The organism is Cribrihabitans pelagius (assembly GCF_048820915.1).
GTDB classification, from domain to species: domain Bacteria; phylum Pseudomonadota; class Alphaproteobacteria; order Rhodobacterales; family Rhodobacteraceae; genus Cribrihabitans_A; species Cribrihabitans_A pelagius.
In genome coordinates this window covers 268,565-295,352 of the sequence record NZ_JBMERR010000002.1, presented here as the reverse complement: position 1 = coordinate 295,352, position 26,788 = coordinate 268,565, and the positions used below count along the sequence as shown (strand labels likewise).

25 protein-coding genes are annotated in these 26,788 nt (G+C 66.4%); 14 read left to right on the top strand and 11 right to left on the bottom strand.

Features of this window, described 5'->3' with window-relative positions:
• Positions 1 to 58: 58 nt before the first annotated feature.
• Positions 59 to 1,654, bottom strand: a complete 1,596-nt coding sequence (gene serA / locus ACOHX0_RS03115; RefSeq protein WP_420675187.1) for a phosphoglycerate dehydrogenase — start codon at positions 1,652 to 1,654, stop codon at positions 59 to 61.
• A 97-nt stretch (positions 1,655 to 1,751) separates the two neighbouring features.
• Complete coding sequence (locus tag ACOHX0_RS03110; protein ID WP_420675185.1) at positions 1,752 to 2,897, bottom strand: phosphoserine transaminase; 1,146 nt, start codon at positions 2,895 to 2,897, stop codon at positions 1,752 to 1,754.
• A 271-nt stretch (positions 2,898 to 3,168) separates the two neighbouring features.
• On the opposite strand from ACOHX0_RS03110, the gene serB reads away from it, so the two are divergent.
• The 5 genes from serB (at position 3,169) to ACOHX0_RS03085 (ending at position 6,229) form a co-directional block, all read left to right on the top strand.
• Positions 3,169 to 4,068: a phosphoserine phosphatase SerB gene (gene serB / locus ACOHX0_RS03105; RefSeq protein WP_420675184.1), complete on the top strand. Its 900-nt coding sequence runs from the start codon at positions 3,169 to 3,171 to the stop codon at positions 4,066 to 4,068.
• 8 nt (positions 4,069 to 4,076) lie between these two features.
• Entirely contained in the window at positions 4,077 to 4,835 is a 759-nt protein-coding gene (locus ACOHX0_RS03100; RefSeq protein WP_420675183.1) for a TSUP family transporter, read from the top strand.
• Between the two features lie 267 nt (positions 4,836 to 5,102).
• Positions 5,103 to 5,423 (top strand): ArsR/SmtB family transcription factor, encoded by a 321-nt coding sequence (locus tag ACOHX0_RS03095; RefSeq protein ID WP_420675182.1) that lies wholly within the window; start codon positions 5,103 to 5,105, stop codon positions 5,421 to 5,423.
• On the top strand, positions 5,420 to 5,860 hold the full coding sequence (locus ACOHX0_RS03090; protein ID WP_420675181.1) for an SRPBCC family protein: 441 nt from the start codon (positions 5,420 to 5,422) through the stop codon (positions 5,858 to 5,860). The genes ACOHX0_RS03095 and ACOHX0_RS03090 overlap by 4 nt, the downstream gene beginning before the upstream one ends.
• A gap of 54 nt (positions 5,861 to 5,914) precedes the next feature.
• On the top strand, positions 5,915 to 6,229 hold the full coding sequence (locus ACOHX0_RS03085) for a YciI family protein (RefSeq protein ID WP_420675180.1): 315 nt from the start codon (positions 5,915 to 5,917) through the stop codon (positions 6,227 to 6,229).
• Between the two features lie 100 nt (positions 6,230 to 6,329).
• Here the strand turns inward: ACOHX0_RS03085 and ACOHX0_RS03080 are convergent, their stop codons facing one another.
• Positions 6,330 to 7,328 carry an asparaginase gene (locus tag ACOHX0_RS03080; protein WP_420675179.1) on the bottom strand — a complete coding sequence of 333 codons (999 nt, stop codon included), beginning with the start codon at positions 7,326 to 7,328 and terminating at the stop codon, positions 6,330 to 6,332.
• 172 nt (positions 7,329 to 7,500) lie between these two features.
• On the opposite strand from ACOHX0_RS03080, the gene ACOHX0_RS03075 reads away from it, so the two are divergent.
• Positions 7,501 to 8,031 carry an invasion associated locus B family protein gene (locus ACOHX0_RS03075; RefSeq protein WP_420675178.1) on the top strand — a complete coding sequence of 177 codons (531 nt, stop codon included), beginning with the start codon at positions 7,501 to 7,503 and terminating at the stop codon, positions 8,029 to 8,031.
• Positions 8,032 to 8,194: 163 nt separating this feature from the next.
• On the top strand, positions 8,195 to 9,376 hold the full coding sequence (gene rlmN / locus ACOHX0_RS03070; RefSeq protein ID WP_420675177.1) for a dual-specificity RNA methyltransferase RlmN: 1,182 nt from the start codon (positions 8,195 to 8,197) through the stop codon (positions 9,374 to 9,376).
• A 39-nt stretch (positions 9,377 to 9,415) separates the two neighbouring features.
• On the opposite strand, the gene ACOHX0_RS03065 is transcribed toward rlmN, so the two are convergent.
• Both ACOHX0_RS03065 and ACOHX0_RS03060 read right to left on the bottom strand, forming a co-directional pair.
• Complete coding sequence (locus ACOHX0_RS03065) at positions 9,416 to 10,666, bottom strand: M66 family metalloprotease (RefSeq protein WP_420675176.1); 1,251 nt, start codon at positions 10,664 to 10,666, stop codon at positions 9,416 to 9,418.
• A gap of 413 nt (positions 10,667 to 11,079) precedes the next feature.
• Complete coding sequence (locus ACOHX0_RS03060; protein ID WP_420675175.1) at positions 11,080 to 11,928, bottom strand: LOG family protein; 849 nt, start codon at positions 11,926 to 11,928, stop codon at positions 11,080 to 11,082.
• Between the two features lie 170 nt (positions 11,929 to 12,098).
• Between ACOHX0_RS03060 and ACOHX0_RS03055 the strand changes: the two genes are divergently transcribed.
• The 3 genes from ACOHX0_RS03055 (at position 12,099) to dapD (ending at position 14,595) form a co-directional block, all read left to right on the top strand.
• Positions 12,099 to 13,019, top strand: coding sequence for a threonine/serine dehydratase (locus ACOHX0_RS03055; RefSeq protein WP_420675174.1), 921 nt, complete (start codon positions 12,099 to 12,101; stop codon positions 13,017 to 13,019).
• A gap of 39 nt (positions 13,020 to 13,058) precedes the next feature.
• Positions 13,059 to 13,658, top strand: coding sequence for a GntR family transcriptional regulator (locus ACOHX0_RS03050; protein WP_420675173.1), 600 nt, complete (start codon positions 13,059 to 13,061; stop codon positions 13,656 to 13,658).
• Between the two features lie 109 nt (positions 13,659 to 13,767).
• Positions 13,768 to 14,595, top strand: a complete 828-nt coding sequence (gene dapD, locus ACOHX0_RS03045; protein WP_420675172.1) for a 2,3,4,5-tetrahydropyridine-2,6-dicarboxylate N-succinyltransferase — start codon at positions 13,768 to 13,770, stop codon at positions 14,593 to 14,595.
• Between the two features lie 183 nt (positions 14,596 to 14,778).
• Here the strand turns inward: dapD and hutU are convergent, their stop codons facing one another.
• Genes hutU through hutI form a run of 4 tightly spaced genes read right to left on the bottom strand, consistent with a single transcriptional unit; the run spans position 14,779 to position 19,986 of the window.
• Positions 14,779 to 16,467: a urocanate hydratase gene (gene hutU, locus ACOHX0_RS03040; RefSeq protein WP_420675171.1), complete on the bottom strand. Its 1,689-nt coding sequence runs from the start codon at positions 16,465 to 16,467 to the stop codon at positions 14,779 to 14,781.
• A complete protein-coding gene (gene hutG / locus ACOHX0_RS03035) occupies positions 16,464 to 17,246 on the bottom strand; it encodes an N-formylglutamate deformylase (RefSeq protein WP_420675170.1) in 783 nt (260 codons plus the stop codon). Before hutG ends, hutU begins: the two co-directional genes overlap by 4 nt.
• A complete protein-coding gene (gene hutH / locus ACOHX0_RS03030) occupies positions 17,243 to 18,766 on the bottom strand; it encodes a histidine ammonia-lyase (RefSeq protein ID WP_420675217.1) in 1,524 nt (507 codons plus the stop codon). The genes hutG and hutH overlap by 4 nt, the downstream gene beginning before the upstream one ends.
• Positions 18,767 to 18,771: 5 nt before the next feature.
• Positions 18,772 to 19,986 carry an imidazolonepropionase gene (gene hutI / locus ACOHX0_RS03025; RefSeq protein WP_420675169.1) on the bottom strand — a complete coding sequence of 405 codons (1,215 nt, stop codon included), beginning with the start codon at positions 19,984 to 19,986 and terminating at the stop codon, positions 18,772 to 18,774.
• A 74-nt stretch (positions 19,987 to 20,060) separates the two neighbouring features.
• Here hutI and ACOHX0_RS03020 point away from each other — a divergent pair, with 74 nt between their 5' ends.
• Together ACOHX0_RS03020 and ACOHX0_RS03015 are read left to right on the top strand one after the other, a co-directional pair.
• Positions 20,061 to 21,428 (top strand): formimidoylglutamate deiminase, encoded by a 1,368-nt coding sequence (locus tag ACOHX0_RS03020; RefSeq protein WP_420675168.1) that lies wholly within the window; start codon positions 20,061 to 20,063, stop codon positions 21,426 to 21,428.
• A gap of 104 nt (positions 21,429 to 21,532) precedes the next feature.
• The gene (locus ACOHX0_RS03015) at positions 21,533 to 22,234 is read left to right on the top strand and encodes a UTRA domain-containing protein (protein WP_420675167.1); all 702 of its coding nucleotides are present in this window, start codon (positions 21,533 to 21,535) and stop codon (positions 22,232 to 22,234) included.
• Here the strand turns inward: ACOHX0_RS03015 and ACOHX0_RS03010 are convergent.
• Positions 22,228 to 23,802, bottom strand: coding sequence for a choice-of-anchor L domain-containing protein (locus tag ACOHX0_RS03010; RefSeq protein ID WP_420675166.1), 1,575 nt, complete (start codon positions 23,800 to 23,802; stop codon positions 22,228 to 22,230). The genes ACOHX0_RS03015 and ACOHX0_RS03010 overlap by 7 nt on opposite strands.
• Positions 23,803 to 23,995: 193 nt before the next feature.
• Here ACOHX0_RS03010 and ACOHX0_RS03005 point away from each other — a divergent pair, with 193 nt between their 5' ends.
• Entirely contained in the window at positions 23,996 to 24,343 is a 348-nt protein-coding gene (locus tag ACOHX0_RS03005; protein WP_420675165.1) for a hypothetical protein, read from the top strand.
• A 45-nt stretch (positions 24,344 to 24,388) separates the two neighbouring features.
• On the opposite strand, the gene ACOHX0_RS03000 is transcribed toward ACOHX0_RS03005, so the two are convergent.
• Positions 24,389 to 25,444, bottom strand: coding sequence for a transporter substrate-binding domain-containing protein (locus ACOHX0_RS03000; RefSeq protein ID WP_420675164.1), 1,056 nt, complete (start codon positions 25,442 to 25,444; stop codon positions 24,389 to 24,391).
• A 195-nt stretch (positions 25,445 to 25,639) separates the two neighbouring features.
• Between ACOHX0_RS03000 and dapE the strand changes: the two genes are divergently transcribed.
• Positions 25,640 to 26,785 (top strand): succinyl-diaminopimelate desuccinylase, encoded by a 1,146-nt coding sequence (gene dapE / locus ACOHX0_RS02995; RefSeq protein ID WP_420675163.1) that lies wholly within the window; start codon positions 25,640 to 25,642, stop codon positions 26,783 to 26,785.
• Positions 26,786 to 26,788 lie beyond the last annotated feature (3 nt).

Sequence of the window (26,788 nt, the reverse complement as noted above, 5' to 3'; positions counted from 1 at the left end):
AAAAACACCCCCGCTGCCGGCGGGAGTGTTCCTGGTTTTCATAGAGGCCGCGGGCGGCTCAGGCGACGTCGAATTCCAGCGGCTTGATCTGGTTGAACAGCCCGGTTTCCGCCAGCTTGGCGCGCACCTCGGCGGGCACCGGATTGTCGACATAAAGCAGCGCGATCGCCTCGCCGCCGGCCGCGGAGCGGCCCAAGGTGAAGTTCGCGATGTTGACGCCATTGTCGCCCAGTGTGTGGCCCAGGGTGCCGATGATGCCGGGCACGTCGTCGTTGGTGGTGTAGAGCATATGCGCGCCCACATCCGCCTCGATGTTGATGCCCTTGATCTGGATGAAGCGCGGTTTGTTGTCGGAAAACACGGTGCCCGCCACCGAGCGCTCGCGCTTGGAGGTCACCGCAGTCACCTTGATATAGCCGTCGAAGGCGCCGGATTTGTCCTGGTTGGTGGTGGAGATCTGCACGCCGCGTTCCTTTGCCACGACCGGGGCGGAGACCAGGTTCACCTCGGGGTTCATCCGCTTCATGATGCCCGCAATCACCGCGCAGTTCAGCGCATCCAGGTTCATGCCGGAAGCGACCCCGTCGTAGAGGATGTTGATCGCCTTCAAGGGCTCGTCGGTCATCTGGCCGACAAAGCTGCCGAGGTGGTCGGCCAGCTTGATCCAGGGCCCCATGACCTTGGCTTCCTCGGCGGTGACGCTCGGCATGTTGAGCGCGTTTTCGACGGCGCCGGTCAAGAGGTAGTTCGACATCTGCTCGGCCACCTGCAGGGCGACGTTTTCCTGCGCCTCGGTGGTGGCAGCACCCAGGTGCGGGGTGCAGACCACGTTGGGCAGGCCGAACAGCGGATTCTGCTTGGCGGGCTCCTCCGCGAAGACGTCGAAGGCGGCGCCCGCCACATGGCCGGAGGTCAGGAGTTCGGCCAGCGCGGCCTCGTCCACCAGGCCGCCGCGGGCGCAGTTGATGATGCGCACGCCCTTCCTGGTCTTCTCCAGGTTCTCCTTGGAGAGGATGTTGCGGGTCTGTTCGGTCAGCGGCACGTGCAGGGTGATGAAGTCGGCGCGGGCCAGCAGTTCGTCCAGCTCGACCTTCTCGATCCCCATCTTGTCGGCCTTTTCGGTGCTGAGGTAGGGGTCATAGGCCACGACCTTCATCTTCAGCCCGCGGGCGCGGTCGCAGACGATGCCGCCGATGTTGCCGGCACCGATCACGCCCAGGGTCTTGCCGGTGAGTTCGGTGCCCATGAACTTGGACTTTTCCCACTTGCCCGCATGGGTGGAGGTGGAGGCCTCGGGGATCTGGCGGGCCACCGCAAACATCATCGCGATCGCGTGTTCGGCGGTGGTGATCATGTTGCCGAAGGGCGTGTTCATCACAATGACGCCGCGCTTGGAGGCGGCTTCCTTGTCGATGTTGTCGGTGCCGATGCCGGCGCGGCCGATCACCTTGAGGTTCTCGGCACCTTCCAGGATCTTCTCGGTCACCTTGGTGGCGGAGCGGATGGCGAGGCCGTCGTACTGGCCGATGACCTCGGCGAGCTTGTCCTTGTCCTTGCCGAGGCCGGGCTGGAAGTCGACCTCGATGCCGCGGTCGCGGAAGATCTGGACGGCGGCTTCAGAAAGCTTATCGGAGATGAGTACCTTGGGAGCCATGGGTGTGGTCCTTTGTCTGCGGAGGCCGGTCTGGGGCCTGAAATTGGGAACGAGGGGAGAGTTCCGGGGCTGGCGCCCCGGAGACATTCAGCAATGATCAGCCTTGCGCGGCGATCTCGGCCTCGAAGGCCCAGGTGAGCCAGGGCAGCAGGGCCTCGATATCGGCGGTCTCCACCGTGCCGCCGCACCAGATGCGCAGGCCGGCGGGCGCGTCGCGGTAGGCGCCGATGTCATAGGCGATGCCTTCGGCTTCCAGCCGCTTGGCCACCGCCTTGGCAAAAGCTGCGCCGTCCTGGATGCGCGCGTCGGTGAACTTCAGGCAGACCGAGGTGTTCGACCGTGTTGCCGGATCACTCGCGAGGTTGGCGATCCAGCCGTTGGCCGCGGTGAAGGCGTGGATCGCCTCCGCGTTGGCATTGGCGCGGGCGATCAGCCCTTCCAGCCCGCCAACCGAACGCGCCCAGTCCAGCGCAAACAGGTAATCCTCGACCGCGAGCATCGACGGCGTGTTGATGGTCGCGCCGGTGAAGATACCGTCGATCAGCTTGCCGCCCTTGGTCAGGCGGAAGATCTTCGGCAGCGGCCAGGCGGGGGTGTAGCTTTCCAGCCGCGCCACTGCGCGGGGGGAGAGGACGATGACGCCATGCGCCGCCTCGCCGCCCAGCACCTTCTGCCAGGAGAAGGTGGTTACGTCGAGCTTCTCCCACGGCAGCTCCTGTGCGAAGGCCGCGGAGGTTGCGTCGCAAATGGTCAGCCCTTCGCGGTCATCGGCAATCCAGCCGCCATTGGGAACCCGCACGCCGGAGGTGGTGCCGTTCCAGGTGAAGACCACATCGTTCTTCGGGTCCACGCTGGAAAGATCGGCGATCTCGCCGTAATCCGCGGTTTTCACCTCGGCGTCGATCTTCAGCTGCTTCACCACATCGGTGACCCAGCCCGCGCCGAAGCTTTCCCAGGCCAGCATCTCAACCTTGCGCGCGCCCAAGAGGTTCCACATCGCCATCTCCACCGCGCCGGTGTCGGACGCGGGCACGATGCCGATCTTGTAGTCCGCGGGAATGCCCAGCACCTCGCGGGTGCCTTCGATGGCAGCGAGGAGCTTCTCCTTGCCGACGGCAGCGCGGTGGCTGCGGCCCAGAGGCGCATCCGCAAGCTTGGACAGATCAAAGGTGGGGGGTTTGGCGCAGGGGCCGGAGGAAAAACGCGGATTGGCCGGCCGCGCGGCCGGTTGTGCAATAGCCATATGTGCTACCCTTCCAGATAAGCGCCCCTCGTTGGGGAGGGGTGTCCCACGGATAGGGGTAAGGTGCTGCAGCGCGGCAGGCAACAGAAATTTCGGGGGAAAACGGCGCATCTCGGAGTTTTTGCGACCTCCCCTGCCGCCTTTCGGAAACCTGTGCCCCGCTGAGAGCGCCCGCCGCAGGCCCCGTGCGGCGCTGCCGCACCAGCGGGGCTGGCCGTTCGCCCAAGCGGCCGCTAAGAAAAAGCGAAGCCTCATTCTGCGGAGTCCGCCCATGTATACCGCCACCCTGCTCGGCAATCCTCTCAGCCGGTCCCTGGAGCCCGCGCTGGCCGAATCGCTGCACAACGCCTGGGGCGGCGCGGGCCTGCGCTGGCTGGACCCGGGCATCGCGGCGGAATTTGCGATTGCCGGGCGGCCGGACAATCAGTGGCAGGTCTGGGAAGACCTGCAGGCCGCAGGCATCGACCTGGTGATCCAGCCCAGCGCCGGGCGCCGAAAGAAGATGCTGCTGGCGGACATGGACTCGACCATGATCGAACAGGAGTGCATCGACGAGCTGGCCGAGGAGGCCGGGGCGGGCGAACGCGTGAAGGCAATTACGGCGCGTGCGATGAATGGCGAGCTGGACTTCGAAGGCGCCCTGACTGAACGCGTCGGCCTGCTGAAGGGCCTGCCGGAAGCGGTCATCACCAAGGTGCTCGACAGCCGCATCACCCTGATGCCGGGCGGGCCTGTGCTGCTGGCAACGATGAAGGCCGGGGGCGCTTACGCGGCGCTGGTCTCGGGCGGCTTCACCGCCTTCACCGCCCGGGTCGCGGCGCAGCTGGGCTTTGACGAGAGCCGCGCCAATCGGCTCTTGGCCGAGGGCGGTGTGCTCACCGGCGATGTGGCGCAGCCGATTCTCGGCCGCGAGGCCAAGGTGGAGGCGCTGGAGCAGATCACCGCGCGGCTGGGGTTCAGCCATGAGGAGGTGATCGCGGTGGGCGATGGCGCCAATGACCTCGGCATGCTGAAACGTGCAGGCGCGGGCGTGGCGCTGCACGCCAAACCCCCGGTCGCGGCGGAATGCGAGATCCGCATCAACCACGGCGACCTGACCGCGCTGCTCTATATACAGGGCTACGCCCGCGAAGACTTCCGGGACGCGCTGCCGGACCAGAGCGCAGGCTGACACACATCATGCTGGAAGTGGGGATGGAGACCCTGCTGCTGCTGATGGCGGCAGGGTTTGTTGCCGGGTTCATCGATGCGGTCGCGGGCGGCGGCGGGCTGATCACCCTGCCGGTGCTGATGATCGCGGGCGCAGGCCCGGTGACGGCGCTGGCAACCAATAAGATCCAGGGGCTGTTTGGTGCAGCCACAGCGACGCTGGCTTATGCCCGCGGCGGCTATGTGGACCTTCGCAGCCAGGCGGGCTCGGCGGTGATCGCCTTTTTCGCCTCCATCGCCGGGGCGCTTCTGATCACCGTGCTGCCGACCGATTGGATCCGGCTGGCGCTGCCGGTACTGCTGATCGGCATCGCGGTATTCTTTGCGCTGAAGAAGGGCCTGGGCGATCTCGACCGGCAGCGGCGGCTGTCCCCGGCGGTGTTTGCCGCCACATTAGTGCCGCTCTGCGCCGCCTATGACGGGCTCCTGGGGCCCGGCGCGGGCAGCTTCTACATGCTCGCCTTCGTGACCCTGGCGGGCTACGGCATCCTGAAGGCGACGGCGCATACCAAGCTGTTGAACCTTGCCTCCAACGCGGGCGCGCTCGCAGCCTTTGCGCTGGTGGCAGCGCCCTGGTGGATCACCGGCCTCCTGATGGGGCTCGCGCAGATCGCAGGCGCCCATGCCGGCGCCCGGCTGGCCCAGCGCAAGGGCGCCCGGCTGATCAAGCCGCTCCTGGTGCTGACCTCGCTGAGCCTCGCGGCCAAGCTGCTCTGGGATATGGCCTGAACACCCCCCGGACTTCTAGAAACCGCAGCGGAGTCCTCCCGCGCCCGCAGGTGCGGCTGCTGGCGCAGCCACCCCTTGGCGGCCTTGGGCCGCGCAGCGCGCAAGGCGCGGTGCCCGGCCCAACGGGAGGAGGGCTTTTGCCAAAAGCCTGACGACGGGCGGGAGCGCTTCCGGGTGGTGCCCTGACCGGGCCGCCTGCGGCGGCGTGCGGCGTGCCGCCCCAAACTTAACCTTTCCTTTAATTAACGGATGTGCTAAAAAACTTCCATGACACCGCTTCTGAAATCCTTTGCCGCCCTGTCGGATGAAACCCGCCTTACGATTGTCGAGCAGCTGCTGACTGGCGGTGAACTGCCGGCCGGGGATCTGGCGCCGGGGTCGGGCATTTCGGCCCCCGCGATCTCGCGCCACCTGAAGGTTCTGCGCGAGGCCGGCCTTGTGCACCAGCGCGCCGAGGGCACCCGCCGGCTTTATTCCGCGCGGCCCGAGGGGTTGCGGCTGGTTGCCGATTGGGCCCAGTCCCGGCGCGCCTTCTGGGAAGGAAGCCTGGACAGGCTGGAAGCGGCCCTGTTGGAGGAAGAAGCATGAGCGCACTGCAACTGCAACGGCATTTCCCGGTCAGTGCGGAAGCCCTGTTCGACTGGGTGACCACGCCGGAGAAGCTGCTGAAATGGTGGGGCCCGGAAGGCATGCACGTGCCCGAACACGATCTGGACCTCAGCCGCACCGGGCCCTGGTATTCCATCATGCAGAACGGCGAGGGCGAGCGCTATCACGTCTCGGGGCAGGTCACCCATGTGACCCCGCCGCAATCGGTCGGCTTCACCTGGGCCTGGCACGATGATGACGGCGCCCGCGGCGCGGAGAGCCATGTCACCTTCACCGTCGCCGCTGCCGGCGAGGGCGCGCTTCTGGTGATCGATCACCACGATCTGCCGGACGGCGAGGCGGCCGCGCGCCACGAGGAGGGCTGGAGCTCGACCCTGCGCAAGCTGGAGGCTGCGCTGGCCGCTGCGGCGGTCTGACCCCTGCCGCACACCAAGAACCGATCCGTTTCACGTCAGCAAGGGAGAGAGGAAATGCCACAATTCATTTTTGCCTATCACGGCGGCAAAGCACCGGAAACCGAGGAGGAAGGCGCCAAGGTCATGCAGGCCTGGAAGGACTGGATGAGCTCGATGGGCGATGCGCTGAAGGTGCCGGGGGCACCGGTTGGCATGTCCAAGACCGTCAGCAGCGGCGGCGTTGCCGGCGACGGCGGCGCCAATCCGCTGTCCGGTTATTCGGTGGTGGAGGCCGCCGACCAGGACGCCGCCTGCGAATTGGCCAAGGGCTGCCCCATGGTGGTGAGCAGCAACGGCTCGGTCGAAGTCGCCGAAATCCTCGAGATGTAGGTGCAGACCCGCACAAAGCCAGCAAGTTAGACCAGGCGCGCCCCGGACCCTCGCAGGACCGGGGCGCGCTTTCCTCTCAGAACAGCAGCTTTGCTGCGGGTCAGAACAGCAGTTCCGCCGCGGGGCGGATTGCGCCGCACTCCAGGCCCAGGCGGCTGTAGAGCGTCTTGTTCATGTATTTGCGGGTCTCGGGGTGGTCTGCGTCCAGCACCCCGAGGCTCACCAGGAGCGCCGCAATTGCGCATTCGCTGGCGCGGGTGGCGCCATCGGCGATCTTCAAAGCGACACCCAGCTTCCGCTCCGGCAGGATCGCGGCAAACACGGCCTCGGCGCCGGTCTTGATCGCCACCTTGCCGCCCATGGCGCGCATCAGATTGGTGCAGGCGCGGGTCTCGCCCGCGACCAGCTCGGGGTGGGCGGTCATTGCCGCGACCAGCTGCTGCGCCGCCTCGGATGCGCGGTCCGAACGGTCCGCGGCGCTGGCAAACCAGGCCATCGCGCGGGCCAGCCCGGTGACGGAAGTGGCGAAATTCGGCGCCGAGCAGCCGTCGATGCCATAGCCCGGGCTTTGTTCGCCCGTTACCTCTTCGAAGGCGGCAAGGCAGGCCTGCTGCACCGGGTGGTCCACCTCGATATATTCCGCGCCGCCGCCCAGATACTGGTTCAGCGTCAGGAAGCCTGCGTGCTTGCCCGAGCAATTGTTGTGGACCTGGCAGGGGCTGCTGTCCGTCTTGATCAGCTCGTTGCGCGCCGGGATGTCATTGGGCAACTGCGGGCCGCAGCGGAAATCGGCATCGGCCAGCCCCAGCTGGCCAAGCCAGGCATTGACCCGGTCCGTATGGATATGCGCGCCATTGTGGGAAGCGCAGGCCAGCGCCAGCTGCTCGGAAGTGAGCCCGTAGCGCGCCGCGGCGCCGGACGTGATCAGCGGCAGCGCCTGGATCATCTTGACCGAGGAGCGCGGGTAGATCACAGCCTCCGGATCACCCCAGCTGCGCAGCACCTGGCCGCTTGCATCGCAGATCACGGCATGGCCCAAGTGCAGGCTTTCCAGGAGCGAGCCGCGCCAGACTTCGGCCATCGGTACAGGTTTTGCCATGTTTCCCCCCATTTTCTGGGCGAAATCCTGCCAAAACGCACATTCGCCCGTGGTGCTTGTTACGTGAGTGTGATTGTGTAGCGCAAGCGGGGGGCCCGGGATCAGACGGCGATGGCAGCGCTGCAGGCTCCTCTGGCAATTGAGGTAAACGACAGTCTTGGAGTCGGGACAAATGGCATTGAAACCCGCCCGCATCGCTGCGGGCCTGTGTCTGGCAGTATTTGCATCCACCGCAACCGCGCAGGAAACCTCGGACAACCGGGTGGCCGCCAAGGTGGATTGGAGCGTTTTCCAGGGAGACGAGCCCAAGGAGTGCTGGGGCGTATCCGCACCGAAAGAAACCGTGAACACCCGCGACGGCCGGGTAGTGGCGGTGCGCCGCAGCGAGATTCAGCTGTTTGTCTTCTACCGCCCGGAAGGTGCCTCCAACGGCCAGGTGACCTTCACCGGCGGCTACCCCTTTGCCCCCGGCTCCACCGTCAATATGACGATTGGCGAATCTGAATTCGAACTGTTCACCGAAGGGGAATGGGCCTGGCCTGCCACCGCTGCCGATGATGCCAAGATCATCACCGCGATGAAGCGCGGCTCCGATGCGGTGCTGACCGCGCGCTCGGCCCGCGGCACCCAGACCAAGGACACCTTCTCGCTGCTGGGCTTCACCGCCGCGATCGAAGACGCGGAAAAACGCTGCAGCAGCTGAGCCGCAGCGCCTGACCTTCGAACCCCGGCCCGGCGCCGGGGTTTTTCTTTGCCGCATAGCTGCCTTCCGCCAGGCGGAGAGGTTTCTGCCAGGAATCCTTTTGATCCCGGCCGCGAATCCTATATACAGCCGCATCCGCCCATCAGCATCGAGTCCGAAAGCCATGACCGCCAGCGCGCCGATCACCCAAGACGTTTTGACCCTGCCCCGCAAGGATCCCGAGGGCGGCAAGATCAACCTCGTCGGCCTGACCCGCGGCCAGCTGCGCGAGGTGCTGATCGAGAATGGCACGCCGGAAAAGCAGGCCAAGATGCGCGTCGGCCAGATCTGGCAGTGGATCTACCAGTGGGGCAGCCGCGACTTTGCCGGGATGACCAACCTCGCCAAGGCCTACCGCGCCGAGCTGGCCGAGGCCTTCGAGATCCGCATTCCGGAGGTGGTGAGCAAGCAGGTGTCCTCGGACGGCACCCGCAAGTATCTGGTGTGCATCGCCGGCGGCCATGAGGTCGAGGTTGTCTACATCCCCGAAGAGGGCCGCGGCACACTGTGCATCTCCTCGCAGGTGGGCTGCACGCTGACCTGTTCGTTCTGCCACACCGGCACCCAGAAGCTGGTGCGCAACCTGACCGCGGCCGAGATCGTCGGCCAGATCATGATGGCGCGCGACGATCTGGAGGAATGGCCGGTGCCGGGCGCGCCCAAGGACGAGACCCGGCTTCTGTCCAACATCGTGCTGATGGGCATGGGCGAGCCGCTTTACAACTTCGAGAACGTGCGGGACGCGATGAAGATCGCGATGGACCCGGAAGGCATCAGCCTCAGCCGCCGCCGCATCACCCTGTCGACTTCGGGCGTGGTGCCCGAAATCGCCCGCACCGCCGAGGAGATCGGCTGCCTGCTGGCGGTGTCCTTCCACGCCACCACGGACGCGGTGCGCGACAAGCTGGTGCCGATCAACAAGCGCTGGAACATCGAGACGCTGCTCGCGGCGCTGCGCGACTACCCGCGGCTCACCAACTCGGAACGCATCACCTTCGAATATGTGATGCTGGACGGGGTGAACGACAGCGACGAGGACGCGCACCGGCTGATCGGGCATCTGGAGGGCATCCCGGCGAAGGTAAATCTCATTCCCTTCAACGAATGGCCGGGCGCGCCTTATAAACGATCCTCGAACAACCGCATCCACGCCTTTGCCAACATTATCTACCAAGCCGGCTATGCCTCGCCGATCCGCACCCCGCGCGGCGAGGACATCCTGGCCGCCTGCGGGCAGCTGAAATCGGCGACCGAACGCGCCCGCAAGAGCCGCAAGCAGATCGAGGCCGAGACCGGGGTCAAGTAATCCCGGCTGCGGCCCGTGCCGGCCGCGTTCCCGGCTGCCTTAGCTGAAGATGAAATCCGTGGCGGTGAGTTCGCCGGTAAAGCCGGTCAGCTCGATCTCGTGCTCACCGTTGTAGTACACGTAGGTGTTGCCGTTCTGCTGGGTCACGGTCAGCGCGTCGAAGCCGCCGGAGAAGAACGCGTCTTCGAACTCGATCTTGTCGCCGCCGTTGCCGAAATCGGTGACCCGGTCGCTCTCCCAATAGTCGGCCACCACGAAGACAAACACATCGGCATGTCTGCCGCCGGTCAGCACGTCGGAGCCGTCACCGCCCACCAGCCGGTCGGCGCCATTGCCGCCCGCCAGCCTGTCGTCACCGCTGCCGCCGTGGAGCGTATCCCTGCCCCGGTTGCCGCGCAGCAGGTCGCTTTCCCCGGTTTCGCCCGAGTATGCATCGCTGTCCAGCCCGCCGGCCAGAACGTCATTGCCGCCGCCGCCGGCCAGCGTGTCCGCGCCGTAGCCGCCGGTCACCGTATCGTTGCCGCCGCCTCCGAGCAGCCGGTCATCGGCTTCGCGGCCGATCACCGAATCGTCTCCGCCTTTCGCCTTCACCACGGTGTTCTGGCCCGTCGCCAGCACCGTGTCGGCACCGGACGTGGTTTCGATCAGTACCCGGCCGCCGGAAATTGCCGCAGCGGTCCAGTCCGAGGTGCCTGCGGCACTGCCATAGAGATGCTCCAGCGCCTGCAGGTCGAATGCGCCCAGCTCGTCCACGCTGTAGCCGGCCCGGTTGTAAGTCATCACGGTGTTGTGCTGGGTATCCAGGTGCGCCTCCAGCGTCGGGTCGCCGTCATGGGGATGCTTCAGGCCCATCGCGTGGCCCAGCTCGTGCAGCAGCGTTTCGTACCCGTAAGAGCCGGGCGCCATGCCGCTGCTGCCCATCGCCAGATCGCCCTGGCCGGTGGAATATTCGGTGGCCCAGGCGTAATTCGCCCAGCCCCCCGCCGTGCCGCCGGTAAAGCCGAAAATATTGATCATCGCAGGGCTGTCGACCTCTACGAACAGCAGGCCGGCCGCGTCCTCGAAGGCCTCCGCCGCCTGCCGGAAATAGCCGCGCTGGGTGCTGTCGAAGGCCCAGTAGCTGCTGGCGCCATAAGGGTCGCCGGAGACATCGGCGAGATCGGCTGTTTCGGTGAAGCTGTAGGTGACAACCGTCTGGGTGCCCAGCGCCGCCTGGGAATTCCAGCGGGTGTTTTCGCTCCCGGCCGATGTGTAACGCAGAAGGGCAGTGTAATCGGAAACGATGGTCATGCTTTCACTCCATTGCGCCTGCTCCGCAATGTTTCCTTCACAAATGCGACCAAGACTGGCCCGCAACGCGGCGGAAACCGTTCCAGTAAAGACCCATTTTAGTCAAAAAGCAGCTTTCCGCTGAGACCGCGCCGCATCCGGGCAGAAACCAGCCGATGAGGGGGCCGCGGTTGAGGCGGGATGCCCGCACCGGTCCGCGGCCGGCCCGTCGGCACCGCGAAACAGGACCCCCGCAGGCAGTTATAATAATATATTTACAGCAAAAGCTTACGTAAAAATCGCCGGTCAAGCACGGCGCATCCCACCCATGGATTCAGGCCAACGAACCCCTGAGGTGCCGCGGATTGCTCCGCGGCACAATGGGCGGAAATCCGCTGCCCGCCTCCCTGCGCTCCGCGCGCGCGGGCGGGCGTTCAGCCGTCGCGGCCGGGGATGCTCTCACGCGGCGGGGCCGGCTCCCAGTTCTCGATGATCTCCACTGCTTCCTGCGCGGTTTCGACAAAGCGGAACAGGTCGAGATCCTGGTCCGAGATCGTGCCGGCGTCGGCCAGCGCGTCCCAGTTGATGATCTTTTCCCAGAAGGCACGCCCGAACAGCAGGAAGGGCACCCGTTCCATCCGGCCGGTCTGGATCAGTGTCAGGCTTTCGAACATCTCGTCCAGGGTGCCGAAACCGCCCGGGAAGACGGTGATCGCCCGCGCCCGCATCAGGAAATGCATCTTGCGGATGGCGAAATAGTGGAAGTTGAAGCTGAGGTCCGGAGTGACATAGCTGTTCGGCGCCTGCTCGTGCGGCAGCACGATCGACAGCCCGACCGAGCGCCCGCCCGCGTCGTGCGCGCCGCGGTTTCCCGCCTCCATCACACCGGGACCGCCGCCGGTCACCACCACCATGTCGCGGCCGCCGTCCTTCAGCGAGGTTTTGGTCATCAGCCGGGCGAACTCCCGCGCCTCGTCATAGAAATGCGACAGATCCGCCAGCGTCTGGGTGCGCGCGGTCTCCTTTTCCGCCGGGGCCGGGATGCGGGCGCCGCCGAACATCACCACGGTGCTGTCGATGCCCTGCGCATCCAGCAGCATTTGCGGCTTCAACAGCTCCAGCTGCAACCGCACCGGCCGCAGCTCGTCGCGGCACAGGAACTCCTCATCCGCAAAGGCGAGCCGGTAGGCCTGCGAAGAGCTTTGCGGTGTGGAGGGAACGTGTTCGGCCCGGTCCCGGTCGGAATGGGCGTCGCGGAAGCGGCTGTGGCGGTCTTCGTTCATAGGTAATCCAGACAATGATAAAACAGGAATACCTTTGTAGCCTTCCTTGGCCCGCAGCGCCAATCAAGTTTGCAGGTGCCGCCCTGCCGCGCCCCTGCCCGGCGCGCAAAACCGCTTGTGCCCGGCAACGCCCCGGCTAACCTGCCGCAGACCGGTGAAGGAGGGTGCAGATGCGCTGGCAGGACGAGATCAGGGCCGCGGCGGAGCGGATCAAGGGCTACATCCAGGTGACGCCAGTGCTGGAAACCCATGGCTTCGGCCTGGGCTTTCCGGTCGCGCTGAAGCTCGAACACATGCAGCATACCGGCAGTTTCAAGGCGCGCGGCGCCTTCAACACGCTTCTGGCCGGTCCGGTGCCGGAAGCGGGGCTGGTGGCCGCGTCGGGCGGCAACCACGGCGCGGCGGTGGCCTATGCCGCCTCCAAGCTGGGCCACCGGGCGCGGATTTACGTGCCGGAGATGGCCGGCCCCGCCAAGATCGCCCTGATCCAGAGCAGCGGCGCCGATTTGCAGGTGGTGCCCGGCGCCTATGCCAACGCGCTGGAAGCCGCCCGCGCCTATGAATCAGAGACCGGCGCCATGCAGGTGCACGCCTATGATGCGCCCGCCACCGTGGCGGGCCAGGGCACCTGCTTTGCCGAGTGGGAGTCTCAGGGTCTGGAGGCGGACACCGTTCTGATCGCGGTGGGCGGCGGCGGTCTGATCGCGGGCGCCCTGGCCTGGCTCGGCAGCCGCCGCAAGGTCGTCGCGGTGGAGCCGGAGACCTCCTGCGCACTGCACGCGGCTCTGACAGCAGGCGCCCCGGCGGATGTGGAGGTCTCCGGCGTTGCTGCCAATGCGCTTGGCGCGCGGCGGATCGGCAGCCTCTGCTTCGATCTCGCGCGCAGCCAGGGCGTGCAATCGCTCACCGTGCCCGACAGCGCCATCACCGCCGCGCAAAAGGCCCTGTGGCAAGAGCGCCGGATCCTCGCGGAACCGGCCGGCGCCACCGCGCTCGCGGCGCTGATGTCCGGCGCCTACCGTCCGGAACCCGGCGAACGGGTCGCGGTGCTGGTCTGCGGCGGCAACATCGCCCCGGACCCGCTCGGATAGCGCTTGCCGCGCCCCCGGGGGAGCCCTATCGCAAGGCCCATGTCTGCTACCATCGCCGATACCATCTACCGCGCCCTCAGCGAGCGCATTATCACCGGCACCCTGCCGGCGGGTGAAAAGCTGCGCCAGGATCATATCGCGCGCGAGTTCGACACCAGCCACGTGCCGGTGCGCGAGGCGCTCTTGCGGCTGGAGGCGCATGGGCTGGCGCAATCGCTGCCCCGGCGCGGCACAAGGGTCAGCGCGCTCGACCCGGCCGAGATCCGCGAGGTGATCGAGATGCGGGTGGCGCTGGAGGTGCTGGCGCTGACGCATGCCTTTGCACGGATCAGCAATGCCGACGTGGAAACCGCCGAGGCCGCCCGCATCGCCTGCGATGCAGCCACCGATATGGCCAGCTGGGAGCGGCTGAACCGCGCCTTTCACCGGGTGATCCTGGCGCCTTGCGCGATGCCGCGGCTGCTGGCCTCGATCGACGATTTGCATATCGCTGCCGCCCGGCACCTCTTTGCCAACTGGCAGCACCAATGGAGCCGCCGCGTGGACAGCGACCACGCCGCCATCGTGCAGGCAATGGCGCGGCGCGATCCGGCCGCCGCCTGCGAGATTCTGCGCCGCCACCTGCGCCGGGTGCGCTGAGCCGGCAGCGGTGGCGGCACGGGAAACTGTTTCGCCGCATTCCGCGCATGACTGGGAGGGCATTTGCCGCTAGAAAGCAGCGAATCCTAACGACGCCGGAGGAATATCCATGTCCAACGCCCAGCTGGAAGCAGCGATCGAGGCCGCCTGGGAGGCGCGCGACACCATCACCCCCGCCACCACGGGCGAAACCCGCGAGGCCATCGAGGACACGCTGAACGCACTCGATTCCGGCACCTTGCGCGTCGCCGAAAAGCAGGCGAGCGGCGACTGGTACGTGAACCAATGGGCCAAGAAGGCGGTGCTGCTGGGCTTCCGCATCAAGGACATGGAGATCCAGGAAGGCGGCCCGCAGGCCGGCGGCTGGTGGGACAAGGTCGACAGCAAGTTTGCCGGCTGGGGCGAGGCGGATTGGAAATCCGCAGGCTTCCGCGCGGTGCCGAACTGCGTGGTTCGCAAATCTGCCTATATCGCCCCCGGCGCGGTGCTGATGCCCTCCTTCGTGAACCTCGGCGCCTATGTCGATGAAGGCACCATGGTCGACACCTGGGCCACTGTCGGCTCCTGCGCCCAGATCGGCAAGAACGTGCACCTCTCCGGCGGCGTCGGCATCGGCGGCGTGCTGGAACCGATGCAGGCAGGCCCCACCATCATCGAAGACAACTGCTTCATCGGTGCCCGCTCGGAAGTGGTCGAAGGCTGCATCGTGCGCGAAGGCTCGGTGCTGGGCATGGGCGTCTTCATCGGCAAGTCAACCAAGATCGTCGACCGCGAGACCGGCGAAGTGACGTATGGCGAAGTGCCGCCCTACTCGGTGGTCGTGGCAGGCTCGATGCCCTCCAAGAACAACGTCAGCCTCTACTGCGCCGTGATCGTGAAACGCGTGGACGAGAAGACCCGCTCCAAGACCGGCATCAACGAGCTGCTGCGCGACTAATCCGCGGCGCCCGTTTCCAAATGCAAAAAACGCGCCCTGCGGGGCGCGTTTTCTTTTGCCTCCGGCGGCCGGGGCCTTGCCCCGGACCCCAGGATATTTTCAGCCAGAAAGCAGACAGGCCAGTTTCACTTTCTGACCCGAAATACCCCGGGGTGAGGCCGCCAGGCCGAGGGGCAGCGCCCCTTATTCCGCTTCCAGAATTCCCGGCAGGTTCAGCCCATGCTCCCGCGCGCAGTCCTTGGCGGTGTCATAGCCCGCATCCGCGTGGCGCATGACGCCGGTCGCCGGGTCGTTCCACAGCACCCGGCCGATGCGGCGGTCTGCGTCGTCGCTGCCGTCGCAGCAGATCACCACGCCGGAATGCTGCGAGAAGCCCATGCCAACGCCGCCGCCGTGGTGCAGCGACACCCAGGTGGCACCTGAGGCGGTGTTCAGGAGCGCATTCAGCAGCGGCCAGTCCGACACCGCATCCGAGCCATCCATCATCGCCTCCGTCTCGCGGTTGGGCGAGGCCACCGAGCCGCTATCCAGATGGTCGCGGCCGATAACCACCGGCGCCGACAGCTCACCACTGCGGACCATCTCGTTGAACGCGAGGCCCGCCTTGTGCCGGTCGCCGAGGCCAATCCAGCAGATCCGCGCCGGCAGGCCCTGGAACGCAATCCGCTCCTGCGCCATGTCCAGCCATCGGTGCAGGCCTTCGTTCCCGGGGAACAGCTCCTTCATCTTGGCGTCGGTCTTGCGGATATCCTCCGGATCGCCCGACAGCGCCGCCCAGCGGAACGGGCCGATGCCGCGGCAGAACAGCGGACGGATGTAGGCGGGCACGAAACCTGGGAAGTCGAAGGCGTTCTCCAGCCCCTCCTCCAGCGCCATCTGGCGGATGTTGTTGCCGTAGTCGACGGTGGGGATGCCCATCGCGTGGAAATCGCACATCGCCTTGACCTGCACCTTCATGCTGGCACGGGCGGCTTTCTCCACTGCCTTCTTGTCACTCTCGCGCTTTTCCTTCCACTCCGCCATGGTCCAGCCCTGCGGCAGGTAGCCGTTGACCGGGTCATGCGCGGAGGTCTGGTCGGTGACGATATCGGGCTTCACACCACCCGCCTTGGCGCGCTCCACCAGCTCGGCGAACACGTCGGCCGCATTGCCCAAGAGACCCACGGATTTTGCCTCGCCCGCCTTTGTCCACCGCGCGATCATCTCCAGTGCCTCGTCCAGGGTTTCGGCCTTTTCGTCCAGGTATCTGGTGCGCAGGCGGAAGTCGATCGAGTCCGGGTTGCACTCCACCGCGAGGCAGCAGGCGCCCGCGAATACAGCCGCCAGCGGCTGCGCGCCGCCCATGCCGCCAAGGCCGCCGGTCAGGATCCATTTGCCCGTGAGGTCGCCGCCGTAATGTTGGCGGCCCGCCTCGGCAAAGGTCTCATAAGTGCCCTGCACGATGCCTTGGGTGCCGATATAGATCCAGGAGCCGGCCGTCATCTGGCCGTACATCATCAGGCCCTTCTTATCGAGCTCGTTGAAATGGTCCCAATTGGCCCAATGCGGCACCAGGTTGGAGTTGGCGATCAGCACCCGCGGCGCGTCCTTGTGGGTCTGGAACACGCCCACGGGCTTGCCCGACTGAACCATAAGGGTCTGGTCTTCCTCAAGGTTCTTCAGGGTCTCGACGATCAGGTCGAAATCCTTCCAGGTGCGCGCGGCGCGGCCGATGCCGCCGTAGACCACCAGCTCATGCGGGTTTTCGGCGACGTCGGGGTGCAGGTTGTTCATCATCATCCGCAGCGGCGCCTCGGTCATCCAGGACTTGGCGTTGAGCTCCGGGCCGGTGGGCGGGAAGATGTCTCGGGAGTTCTTGCGGGGATCGCTCATGCGGGCCTCCAGGTCTGAAGATCGGTGAGAATATTGGTGAGATGGGCGCGCAGGGCGTCCGCGCGCTCCGGCAGATAGGTCCAGGGCGCCGCCTCCTCGCAGTAGGTGGCCTGCGCCAGCTCCATCTGGATGGCGTGCAGGCCGTCCGCGGGCCGCCCGTAGTGGCGGGTGGTCCAGCCGCCCTTGAAGCGCCCGTTGAGAGTGGAGGTGTAGCCCTCTGCCGCCTCGCAATGGGCCACGGTCAGGGACTCGATAGCCTGATCGCAGGTCTCGCCCATATTGGTGCCTACGTTGAAATCCGGAAGGCGGCCTTCGAACAGGAATGGAATGTCGCCGCGGATCGAGTGGCAGTCATAGAGGATGGCAAAGCCGTGAATGGCCTTCACCCGCTCCAGCTCCGCCGCCAGGGCGGCGTGATAGGGCGTGTGATAGGCCTCGCGGCGGCGGGCGATTTCCGCCTCGTCCGGCTCCTGGCCTTCGCGCCAGATTGGCAGCCCGTCGAAGTCGGTCAAAGGCACCAGCGTCGTGGTATTTTGCCCGGGATAGAGACTGATACCGGCGGGATCGCGGTTCACGTCGATCACGTAACGGTGGATGGGAGTACGGACGGCCGTCACCTCCTCCGCCAGCCCGGCATAGAGGTCGTGAATATGCCAGTCGGTATCACCCAGCGCCCGGCCGGTCCCGTTCAGACGCTCCCAAATGTCCGGCGGCACATCGGTGCCGGTGTGGGGCAGCCCCAGCACCAGCGGCGAGGCGCCTTGGGTGACTTCGATCATGCTTTCACCTCCACGCCCGCGGCCTTGGCAGCACGGCCTGCGCGGACCATGGCGCTGGCGGTTTCGATATCCGGCGCCAGATAGCGGTCATCGGCCAGAGTGGTGATCTCCGCGCGCAGCATCGCCAACACGTCCTGCAGGCGGGCGGAGGTTTTCAGCGGCGCGCGCGCCTCCACCCCTTGCGCGGCGCAGAGCATTTCGACGCCGAGGATCACCGAGAGGTTGGCGTTCATCTTCGAAAGCCGCAGCGCGCCGTGGGCGGCCATCGACACGTGGTCCTCCTGGTTGGCGGAGGTCGGGGTCGAGTCGGTCACGCAAGGGTTGGCCAGATGCTTGTTCTCGCTCATCAGCGCCGCGGTGGTCACTTCGGCAATCATGAAGCCGGAATTGAGGCCGGGATCGGGCGTCAGGAAGGGCGGCAGGTCGTAGGACAAGGTCGGGTCCACCATCAGGGCCACCCGGCGCTGCGCAATGGCGCCGATTTCGGCCACGGCCAGCGCGATCTGGTCGGCGGCAAAGCCCACATATTCGGCGTGGAAGTTGCCGCCGGAAACGATGCGCCCTTCGTTCACCAGCACCAAGGGGTTGTCGGTGACGGCGTTGGCCTCGATCTCCAACGTCCTGGCCGCCATCCGCAGCACGTCCAGCGCTGCGCCCACCACCTGAGGCTGGCAGCGGATGCAGTACGGGTCCTGCACCCGGGTGTCGCCCTCGCGGTGGCTCTCGCGGATTTCCGAACCCTCCATGATGGCGCGCATTTCCCGTGCCACGTCGATCTGCCCGGCATGGCCGCGCAGGGTGTGGATATCGGAGATCAGCGGCGCGGTGGAACCCATGATGGCATCGGTGGAGAGAGACGCAATCGCCATCGAGGCCTCCGCCATGCGCCAGGCGTCGAACAGCCCGGCCAGCGCGCAGGCGGTCGAAAACTGGGTGCCGTTGATCAGCCCCAATCCTTCTTTTGGACCCAGCACAATAGGCTCTAACCCGGCCTTTTTCAGCGCTTCCGCGCTGGACATGCGTGTGCCCTCAAAGGTGGCCTCCCCTGCCCCGATCATCGCCGCCGCCATATGCGCCAGCGGTGCCAGGTCGCCGGATGCACCGACCGAGCCTTGCGAGGGGATCACCGGCACCACGCCGCGTTCCAGCATCTGCTCGATCTGCTCGATCACCAGCCAGCGCACGCCCGACGCACCGCGCCCCATCGACAGGAGCTTCAGCGTCATCATCAGCCGGGTCCTGTCCTCCGGCAGCGGTTCGCCCACGCCGCAGCAGTGCGACAGGATCAGGTTGCGCTGCAGGGTGGCAGTATCCGCCGGTGCAATCTTGGTCGAGGCCAGCTTGCCGAAACCGGTGTTGATGCCATAGACGGCTTCCTCACCCGCGGCAGCCTCCGCCACCATCCGGGCGGCGGCCGCCACCGGTTCCCGCGCAGAGGCGTCCAGCTTGGCCGGAGTCAGGTTGCGGTAGATATCTTCCAGCGTGGACAGGGTCACTGTGCCCGGAACCATCTGAATCATCTCGATCATTGTTTGCCCTCATAGATACGGGTGTGAAGCGGGTTGAAGCCGATGCGGTAGGCAAGCTCGCCGGGCGTCTCCACGTCCCAGACCGCCAGATCGGCGCGCATGCCGGGGGCGATTTGGCCCCGGTCTGCCAGACCCAGCGCGCGGGCGGCGTTGCGGGTGACGCCGGCCAGCGCCTCCTCCGGCGTCATCCGGAACAGGGTGCAGCCCATGTTCATGGTGAGCAGCAGGGAGGTCAGCGGCGAGGAGCCCGGGTTGCAGTCGGTTGCCAGCGCCATCGGCACGCCGTGGCTGCGGAAATGCGCGATCGGCGGTGCTTGCGTTTCGCGGATGGTATAAAACGCGCCGGGCAGGATCACCGCGACGGAGCCGGAGGCGGCCATCGCCTTGGCATCATCCTCGGTGGCGTATTCCACGTGATCAACTGACAAGGCGCCGTATTGGGCCGCCAGGGCAGTGCCGCCCTGATGGCTCAGCTGCTCGGCGTGCAGCTTCACCGGCAGGCCCAGCTCCTGCGCCACTTCGAACACGCGCTCGATCTGCGCCGGGGAAAACGCGATGTTCTCGCAGAAACCGTCGACCGCATCCACCAGCCCCTCGGAATCGGCGGCGCGCAGGGCCGGAATGCAGACCTCGTCGATATAGGCGTCATCGCGGCCCTTGTACTCGGCAGGCGTGGCATGGGCGCCGAGGAAGGTTGTTTTCACCGTCACCGGACGCAGCTCGCCCAGACGCCGGGCGGCGCGCAGCATGTTGAGTTCGGTTTCCAGATCCAGCCCGTAGCCGGATTTTACCTCCACCGTGCTCACGCCCTCAGCCAAGAGCGCATCCAGCCGCGGCAGCGCGTCCTGCACCAGTTCCTCCAGCGAGGCTTCGCGGGTGGCGGAGACCGTGGAGACGATGCCGCCGCCGGCCCGCGCGACCTCCTCGTAAGACGCGCCGTTCAGCCGCATCTCGAACTCCATCGCGCGGTTGCCGCCAAAGACGACATGGGTGTGGCAGTCGATCAGCGCAGGCGTCAGCAGGCGCCCGCCAAGATCCCGGCGCGGCCAGTCCGCGTAGTCGGCGGGAAGATCGCCACCCGCGCCGGCCCAGGCGATTCTGCCATCCAAGAGCGCAACGGTGCCGCCGGGAATCAGCCCGTAAGGCGCGCCGCCCTCCTTCATCGTGGCGAGATTGGCATTGTGGAGAACGGTTTTAGACGGTTCGGGCATCTCACTCCCTCAAAAAGCTTGCTGCCGGAAAGGTATGCTATTAAGCTCATTATGTCTATACATATGAGGATCAGATGCAGACGATTTTTGCCCGGCACGCCCGCCTGCCCGAGGGCTGGGCCGCAAACCTCCGCCTGACGGTTGCAGACGGGCGTATCGCCACGGCCGACACTGATGCTGTGGTGCAGGACGGGGACTGCCGGGTGGACACGCTGCTGCCCGCGCTTGGCAATCTGCATTCGCACAGCTTCCAGCGCGCGATGGCCGGCATGACCGAGGTGCGCGCCGCCGGGAAGGACAGCTTCTGGACCTGGCGCAGCCTGATGTACCGCTTCATGGATCACCTCACGCCCGAACAGTATGAAGCCATCGCGGCGCTGGTCTTCATGGAGATGCTGGAGGCCGGCTATGTCGCGGCGGGTGAGTTCCACTACGTGCACCACCAGCCGGGCGGGGCGCGGTTCGAATCGCTGACGGAGCTGAGCGAACGGGTCTTTGCGGCGGCGGGCGAGGCGGGCATCGGCCTCACCCACCTGCCGGTGCTCTATACCTACGGCGGTGCCGGCAAGCAGGCGCTGAGCGGCGGGCAGCAGCGGTTTGGCAATAGCGTCGAGGGGTTTGGTGAACTGGTGACGCAGGCGCGAGAGGTTGCAGCGCGCGATCTGCCTCCGGATACCCGCGTGGGCATCGCGCCGCACTCGCTGCGCGCCACCTGCCCGGCTGACCTGGCGGAGGTGCTGACGCTTCAGGACGGCCAGCCGGTGCACATCCACATCGCGGAGCAGCCCAAGGAAGTTGAGGATGTCCGCGATTGGCTGGGCGCGCGGCCGGTGGAGTGGCTGCTTGAGAACGCTCCTGTGGACGCCAGGTGGTGCCTGATCCACGCCACCCACATGACCAGCGCCGAGACCCGGGCGATGGCCCGCTCGGGCGCGGTGGCAGGCCTGTGCCCGGTGACCGAGGCGAACCTCGGCGACGGCCCGTTCAACGGCCCCGAATACCTGGCCGAGGGCGGTGCCTTCGGGGTTGGGTCGGATTCCAACGTGCGGATCTCGCTGGCGGAAGAGCTGCGCACGCTGGAATACTCCCAGCGGCTGCGCGATCTGGCCCGCAACGTGCTGGTGCCGGGCGAAGGCTCGGTCGGGGAGACGCTGTATCTCGGTGCCGCCGCGGGGGGCGCGCAGGCGCTGGGGCGCGATGCCGGGCGGATCGAAGCGGGCGCGCTCGCCGATCTGGTCGCGATCGACAGCACCGCGCCGGCGCTTTGCGCTCTGCAGCCGGAGCAGCTCTTGGACGGGCTGTGCTTTGCCGCCGGCGACAACACCGTCACCGATGTCTGGAGCGCCGGGCGCCATGTGGTGCGGGAGGGCCGCCACGTCGCGCGGGCGGAGATCATAACGGCCTACCGAACGGCAGTGCGGGGGCTCTTGGACAGTCTCTGAGCAGCCCGCACTCCGCTCCCGGACGCCGGGACGGCTTTACATTCTTCGGCGCGGGCGGACATAGTCCGGCCACCCCAGACAGGCTCAACAGAACAGGCAACCCGGTGCAGCAGCGGAAGAAAACCAGCTTTCAGGACGTCCGCGACGAGGTGCTGCAACGCATCCAGAACCGGGTCTGGCCGCAAGGCGCACTCTTGCCGACCGAGCAGGAGCTGGCGGAGGAGTTCGGCTGCGCCCGCGCCACCGTGAACCGCGCCCTACAGGAGCTGGCCGCGCGCGGCATCATCGACCGCAAGCGCAAGAGCGGCACAAGGGTGGCGCTCACCCCGGTGCGGCAGGCCAAGCTGGAAATCCTGGTGATGCGGCAGATGGTGGAGGAGATGAACGCCGCCTACCGCTACGCGCTGGTGCACCGCGAAGAGATGCCGGCGCCGCCCTGGCTTGCGTCGCAGATGGGGCTGACCGCGGCGGCGGAGGTGCTGCACCTGCAATGCATGCATTACGCCGACAACCGCCCCTTCCAGTTCGAGGAGCGCTGGATCAGCACCGCCGCGGTGCCGCATGTGACAGAGGCGGATTTCACCCGGACCGGCCCGAACGAATGGCTGCTGGCCGAAGTGCCCTTCTCCAACGCGGAAATTTCGCTGGCGGCGGTGGCCGCGGATGCGCGGCTGTCGGGGTTCCTCGGCAGCGGCGAGGGCGTGCCGCTGTTCCAGATGGAGCGCACCACCTGGTTTCAGGAAGCGCCCGTGACATTTGCCCGGATGACCTTCCACCCGGGCTACAGGATGCAGACGCGCTACTGAAGCTCGGCCGCCAGCAGGCGGCTTTCATGCGCTTTCAAGGACATCCGCGCGGCAGCACCGTAGCTGCGCCAGCTGTCGCCCATCAGCGCCATGAACTCGGCCCTCGTGTCTTCATCCAGCCCCTCCAGGCTCTGCGCGCCGGGGTGGTAGCTTTCGCTCTCCAGGCCGTTGCCGCGCACGATCTGGTGGCGGTCGAACAGCAGGTGCAAATAGGTGACCGGCCGGGCGTCCTGCCGGAGGCGGACGGTGGTGCCGTTGACCAGATGCTTGGCCGCCACCAGCACTTGACGCGCGCCGAACATCAGCTCGGCACTGCCTGAGGCGACCAGCACCCGGTGGCAGGGTGACAGCTCCATCGCGTCGTGCTGCCCCAGCGCACCCGCCGCGATCTGCACCGGCGCGTCGCGGCCTTCCGCCAGGCGGCGGCTGCGGCCGATCCAGCGCACCGGCTGCGGGCCGTCGTCGCGGGTCAGCACCAGGGTGCCGGGGCGGATCTCGGCAATCGGCATGGGGCCGTGCACGGTGTCGATCAGCGTATCTTCGGTGAAGCAGGGCGTCGTCGTCATCTTGACGAAGCCCACGTCCGAGGTGCCCGCATCATCCGCGACCGTATAGGTGAAGGTGGTTTCCTCGTCGGTGGCGACGTCTTCCTTGCCGGTGACGGTGAAGGTGCCGTCGTCGTTCAAGGTCACCGTCTCGCCATCGGCCAGGGTGACAGTATCGCCTGCGACGACCGGCTGGTTGTTGATATGGGTGATGTGCAGGGTGCCGCCGGTGGCGTGGCTGTCATTTGCCAGCACGTCGATGGTGGCGCTGTCGTCCTCCTGCACCGAGACCAAATCGTCTGCCGCGATCACCTCGGTCTGGATCGAATCCCCGGCGATCAGCAGATTGGAATCGTATTTGGCATCGCCTGCATCGGCGATGCCGATCTTGATGGTGTTGATCTGCCCCGGGTTCACCGGCGCCGTCAGCTTCAAGGTCACGGTGAAGCCGTCCATCTCGGTGTTGTAGGAATCGTCCTGGTGGCTGTTGTCGACGTAGAGGTTGGAATTCGATTCGTCATTGATGTTGTCGATCGAGATGTCGCCCTCGCCCACCGTCAGCTGCGCCGGCACCCCGTTGACCCAGACCCCGACGGCATCGTTGAAACCGGAATCGACGTATTCGAGGTATTCTTCCGAGGAAAACACGAACTGCATCGACAGCACCGAACCTGCGGGCACGAAATCCGCCTCGAAAACGGCGGCGTCGTAGGTGCTGCCGCCGGCGATCTCCGACAGATCTGAATCGCCCGCGGTCTTGTGCTGGGTGGTGGTATGGGCGCGGGTGTTCACGTCGCCGCTGCTGTTGGTCACATCCTGCGCCCGGCCGGTCGACAAGATCACGCCGCTGTCCGAAGGCGTCAGATCCGGCGCGGCCGAATCACCGTTGGAATAGATCCCCGACGCCGAGCTTGCTCCGGTGTAATCGGCAGACATGATGACGATGCCATTGCCGAACATGGCGTTGGCCATCTGCCAGGCGGAGGCAGAGGTATCGACCGGCAGTTCAGAGGCAGAGCTCATCTAATGTCCTTTTCGAAATGCATAATCCAAAACCGTTGCTGCCACGGGCCTAGCTGCCCTGCAGTTGCTGCGGGGTAAACACTGCCGCCGCGGCAGCGAAGGATTTTGCTGTATTTTCACTTTGCGCCTGCTTCGGCCCCGCCGCAGGCCATTTCGATTGACCCGCAGGGCGCCGCAGCGATATGGCAGCGCCATGGAACAAAAGAAACCCTCCCGCCAGCAGGTTTACACCCTCCTCGTCCAGATCGGCCGCAAGGACGGCGACGGGCTGCCCGACGGCGCCACGGGTGCTGCGCTGATGGTCTTTGCCTCCGGCATCGACGAGGCCGAGGCGGTACGCGAGACCGTGGCGATTCTCAAGCAGGCCGATACTGCGCCGCTGGATGTCACCGGCTACGGCACCCTGCAGGAGCGCGAAGACGAAGGCCACGAGATCGGCGAGGAAGAACGCGCGCTGATGCAGCGGGCGCTGGACGAAAACGCGGTGATCGTGGCGCAGATGACCCCCTTCTTCGACGGCGAGGAGCCGGTGGTGCACTAGATCACCCGCTGGCAGCGACCGCGCGCCGATACCGCGGCGGCGGATTTAATACTGGCTGCCGAACCACTTGCGGTAGATGGCGTCATAGGTGCCGTCTTCCTGCAGGCTGAGCAGCACCCGGTTCACGTCCTCCACCAGCGGCGAGCCGGCCGGGAACACCAGACCGTAGTTCTCCCGCAGAAAGGCCGGCCCCACGGTGCGGCCGAACTCATGCCCGCCCTGGCGGATGTAGTAGTTCAGCACCGGCGCATCAAACACCACCGCATTCAGCTCCCGGGCTTCGAAGGCGGCAAGCAGCGGCTGCAGCCCGGGATAGGCGGCATAGCCGATCTCGCGCCGGTCCAGGAATCCGGCCGCGGTGGAGCCCTCGATGGTGCCGACCTCCTTGCCGTAAAGGTCGTTCACCGAATTAACCGAGCCGCTGATCGCTTCCACCGTCATCACCGCGGTGATCTTGGCGACAAAGACCGAGACCACGAATAGCGAGGAGATCACCAGCACCACGCCGAAAATGCGCCCGACCGGCGTGCGCGGCACGCGCTCCTCGAAGCCGCCGTTCACCACCAGGTTCAGCGCCCACCAGAACGACGGAAACCAGGCCTCCTTCAGGGGCCGGTCGAAATAGGGCTGGGCGCGGCGCTCGAACCCCCACATCATCATGCCGCCCCCCAGCAGCAGCACGAAGGCGATGCCGATGGCTGCGGCCAGATCCCAGGACAGCAGCGCCCTCAGCAGCGAGGGCGCGCGCACGTCATCGGCCTGCACCATGATCTGCAGGCCGCTCTCGAAGATTGGCTGGCTGAAGTCCATCTCCACCTCGCGCGCCGCGGTGATCGAGATATTGGCCGCGGCCAGGTCGCTCGCGCCGCTGCGCACGCCGTCGAGCATCCCGGCAAAGCTGTCGGCCCGGTTGACCGCGTAGCTCCAGCCCAGGCGGGTTGCCAGCGCGTCCAGGACTTCGAGCGAAAAACCGGTGTCGCGCCCGCCCTCCAGCATCGAAAACGGCGGCCGGGTCACCGTGTTCACGGTCAGCACCTGGGCTGGCAGCCACTGCCCCCAAGATATCAGGGTGAGAAGGAGGGACAGGCGGAATAATCGCAAGGGAACGCTCGGCAGCCGGAGATTGATCTATAGCGGCTCCACTAGGCGGGATTCCGCCACCGCGCAAGCGCGGCGGGCCAGCCCGGATCGCAGAGGCCGCGCGGCGTGGCCGTGGCGCCGCAGGGCGGCCCCAATTGAACCGGAGGCCGATCCGCGCTAGGCCAAGGCAACCCCAGCGTTTCAGGAGCTTGCCCCATGCCGCAGACCGATCCCGTCCAACTGACCGCCGACCTGATCCGCTGCCCCTCGGTCACGCCCGTGGAAGGCGGGGCGCTGGTGCTCCTGGAAAAGCTGCTGAGCGGGGCGGGTTTTGAGTGCACCCGGGTTGACCGCGGCGGCATTGCCAACCTGTTTGCCCGCTGGGGGCAGAAAGGCCACGCCAGGACCTTCGGCTTCAACGGCCACACCGACGTGGTGCCGCTGGGGGACGAGGCCGCCTGGACCATGGCGCCCTTCGGCGCCGAAATCAAAGACGGGGTCATGTACGGCCGCGGTGCCACCGACATGAAATCGGGCGTCGCCGCCTTTGCCGCTGCTGCCATCGACTTCGTGCGCGACACGCCCCCCGACGGTGCCGTGATCCTCACCATCACCGGGGACGAGGAAGGCGACGCGGTGGACGGCACCACAGCACTTCTGGAGCATATGGAGCGCGCGGGCGAGAAGATGTCGGTCTGCCTGGTGGGCGAGCCCACCTGCCCCAGCACCATGGGAGAGATGATCAAGATCGGCCGCCGCGGCTCGCTCTCGGCCTGGTTCACGGTGACCGGTGTGCAGGGCCATTCCGCCTATCCGCACCGCGCCAACAACCCGCTGAACGCGATGGCGCGGCTGATGGACCGGCTGGCGAGCCACGAGCTGGACAAGGGCACCGAGCATTTCGACGCCTCCACCCTGGCGGTTGTCACCATCGACACCGGCAACCCGGCGACCAACGTGATCCCGGCGCAGAGCCGCGCCACCGTGAACATCCGCTTCAACGATGCCCATTCCGGCGCCAGCCTGTCTGAGTGGCTGCAGAGCGAGGCGGACAAGGTGGCGGAAGAATTCGGGCTGCAGATCGGCATGGAGGTGAAGATATCGGGCGAGAGCTTCATCACGCCTCCGGGGGCGCTGTCGAATCTGGTCGCGGCGGCGGTGGAGGCCGAGACCGGCGTGAAGCCGGAGCTCTCGACCACCGGCGGCACCTCGGATGCGCGCTTCGTAAAGGCCCACTGCCCGGTGGTGGAGTTCGGGCTGGTCGGCAAGTCCATGCACCAAGTCGACGAATGCGTGGAAGTGGCGCAGATCGAGCAGCTGAAGGCAATCTATACCCGCATCCTGAAGGACTATTTCGCCTGAGAC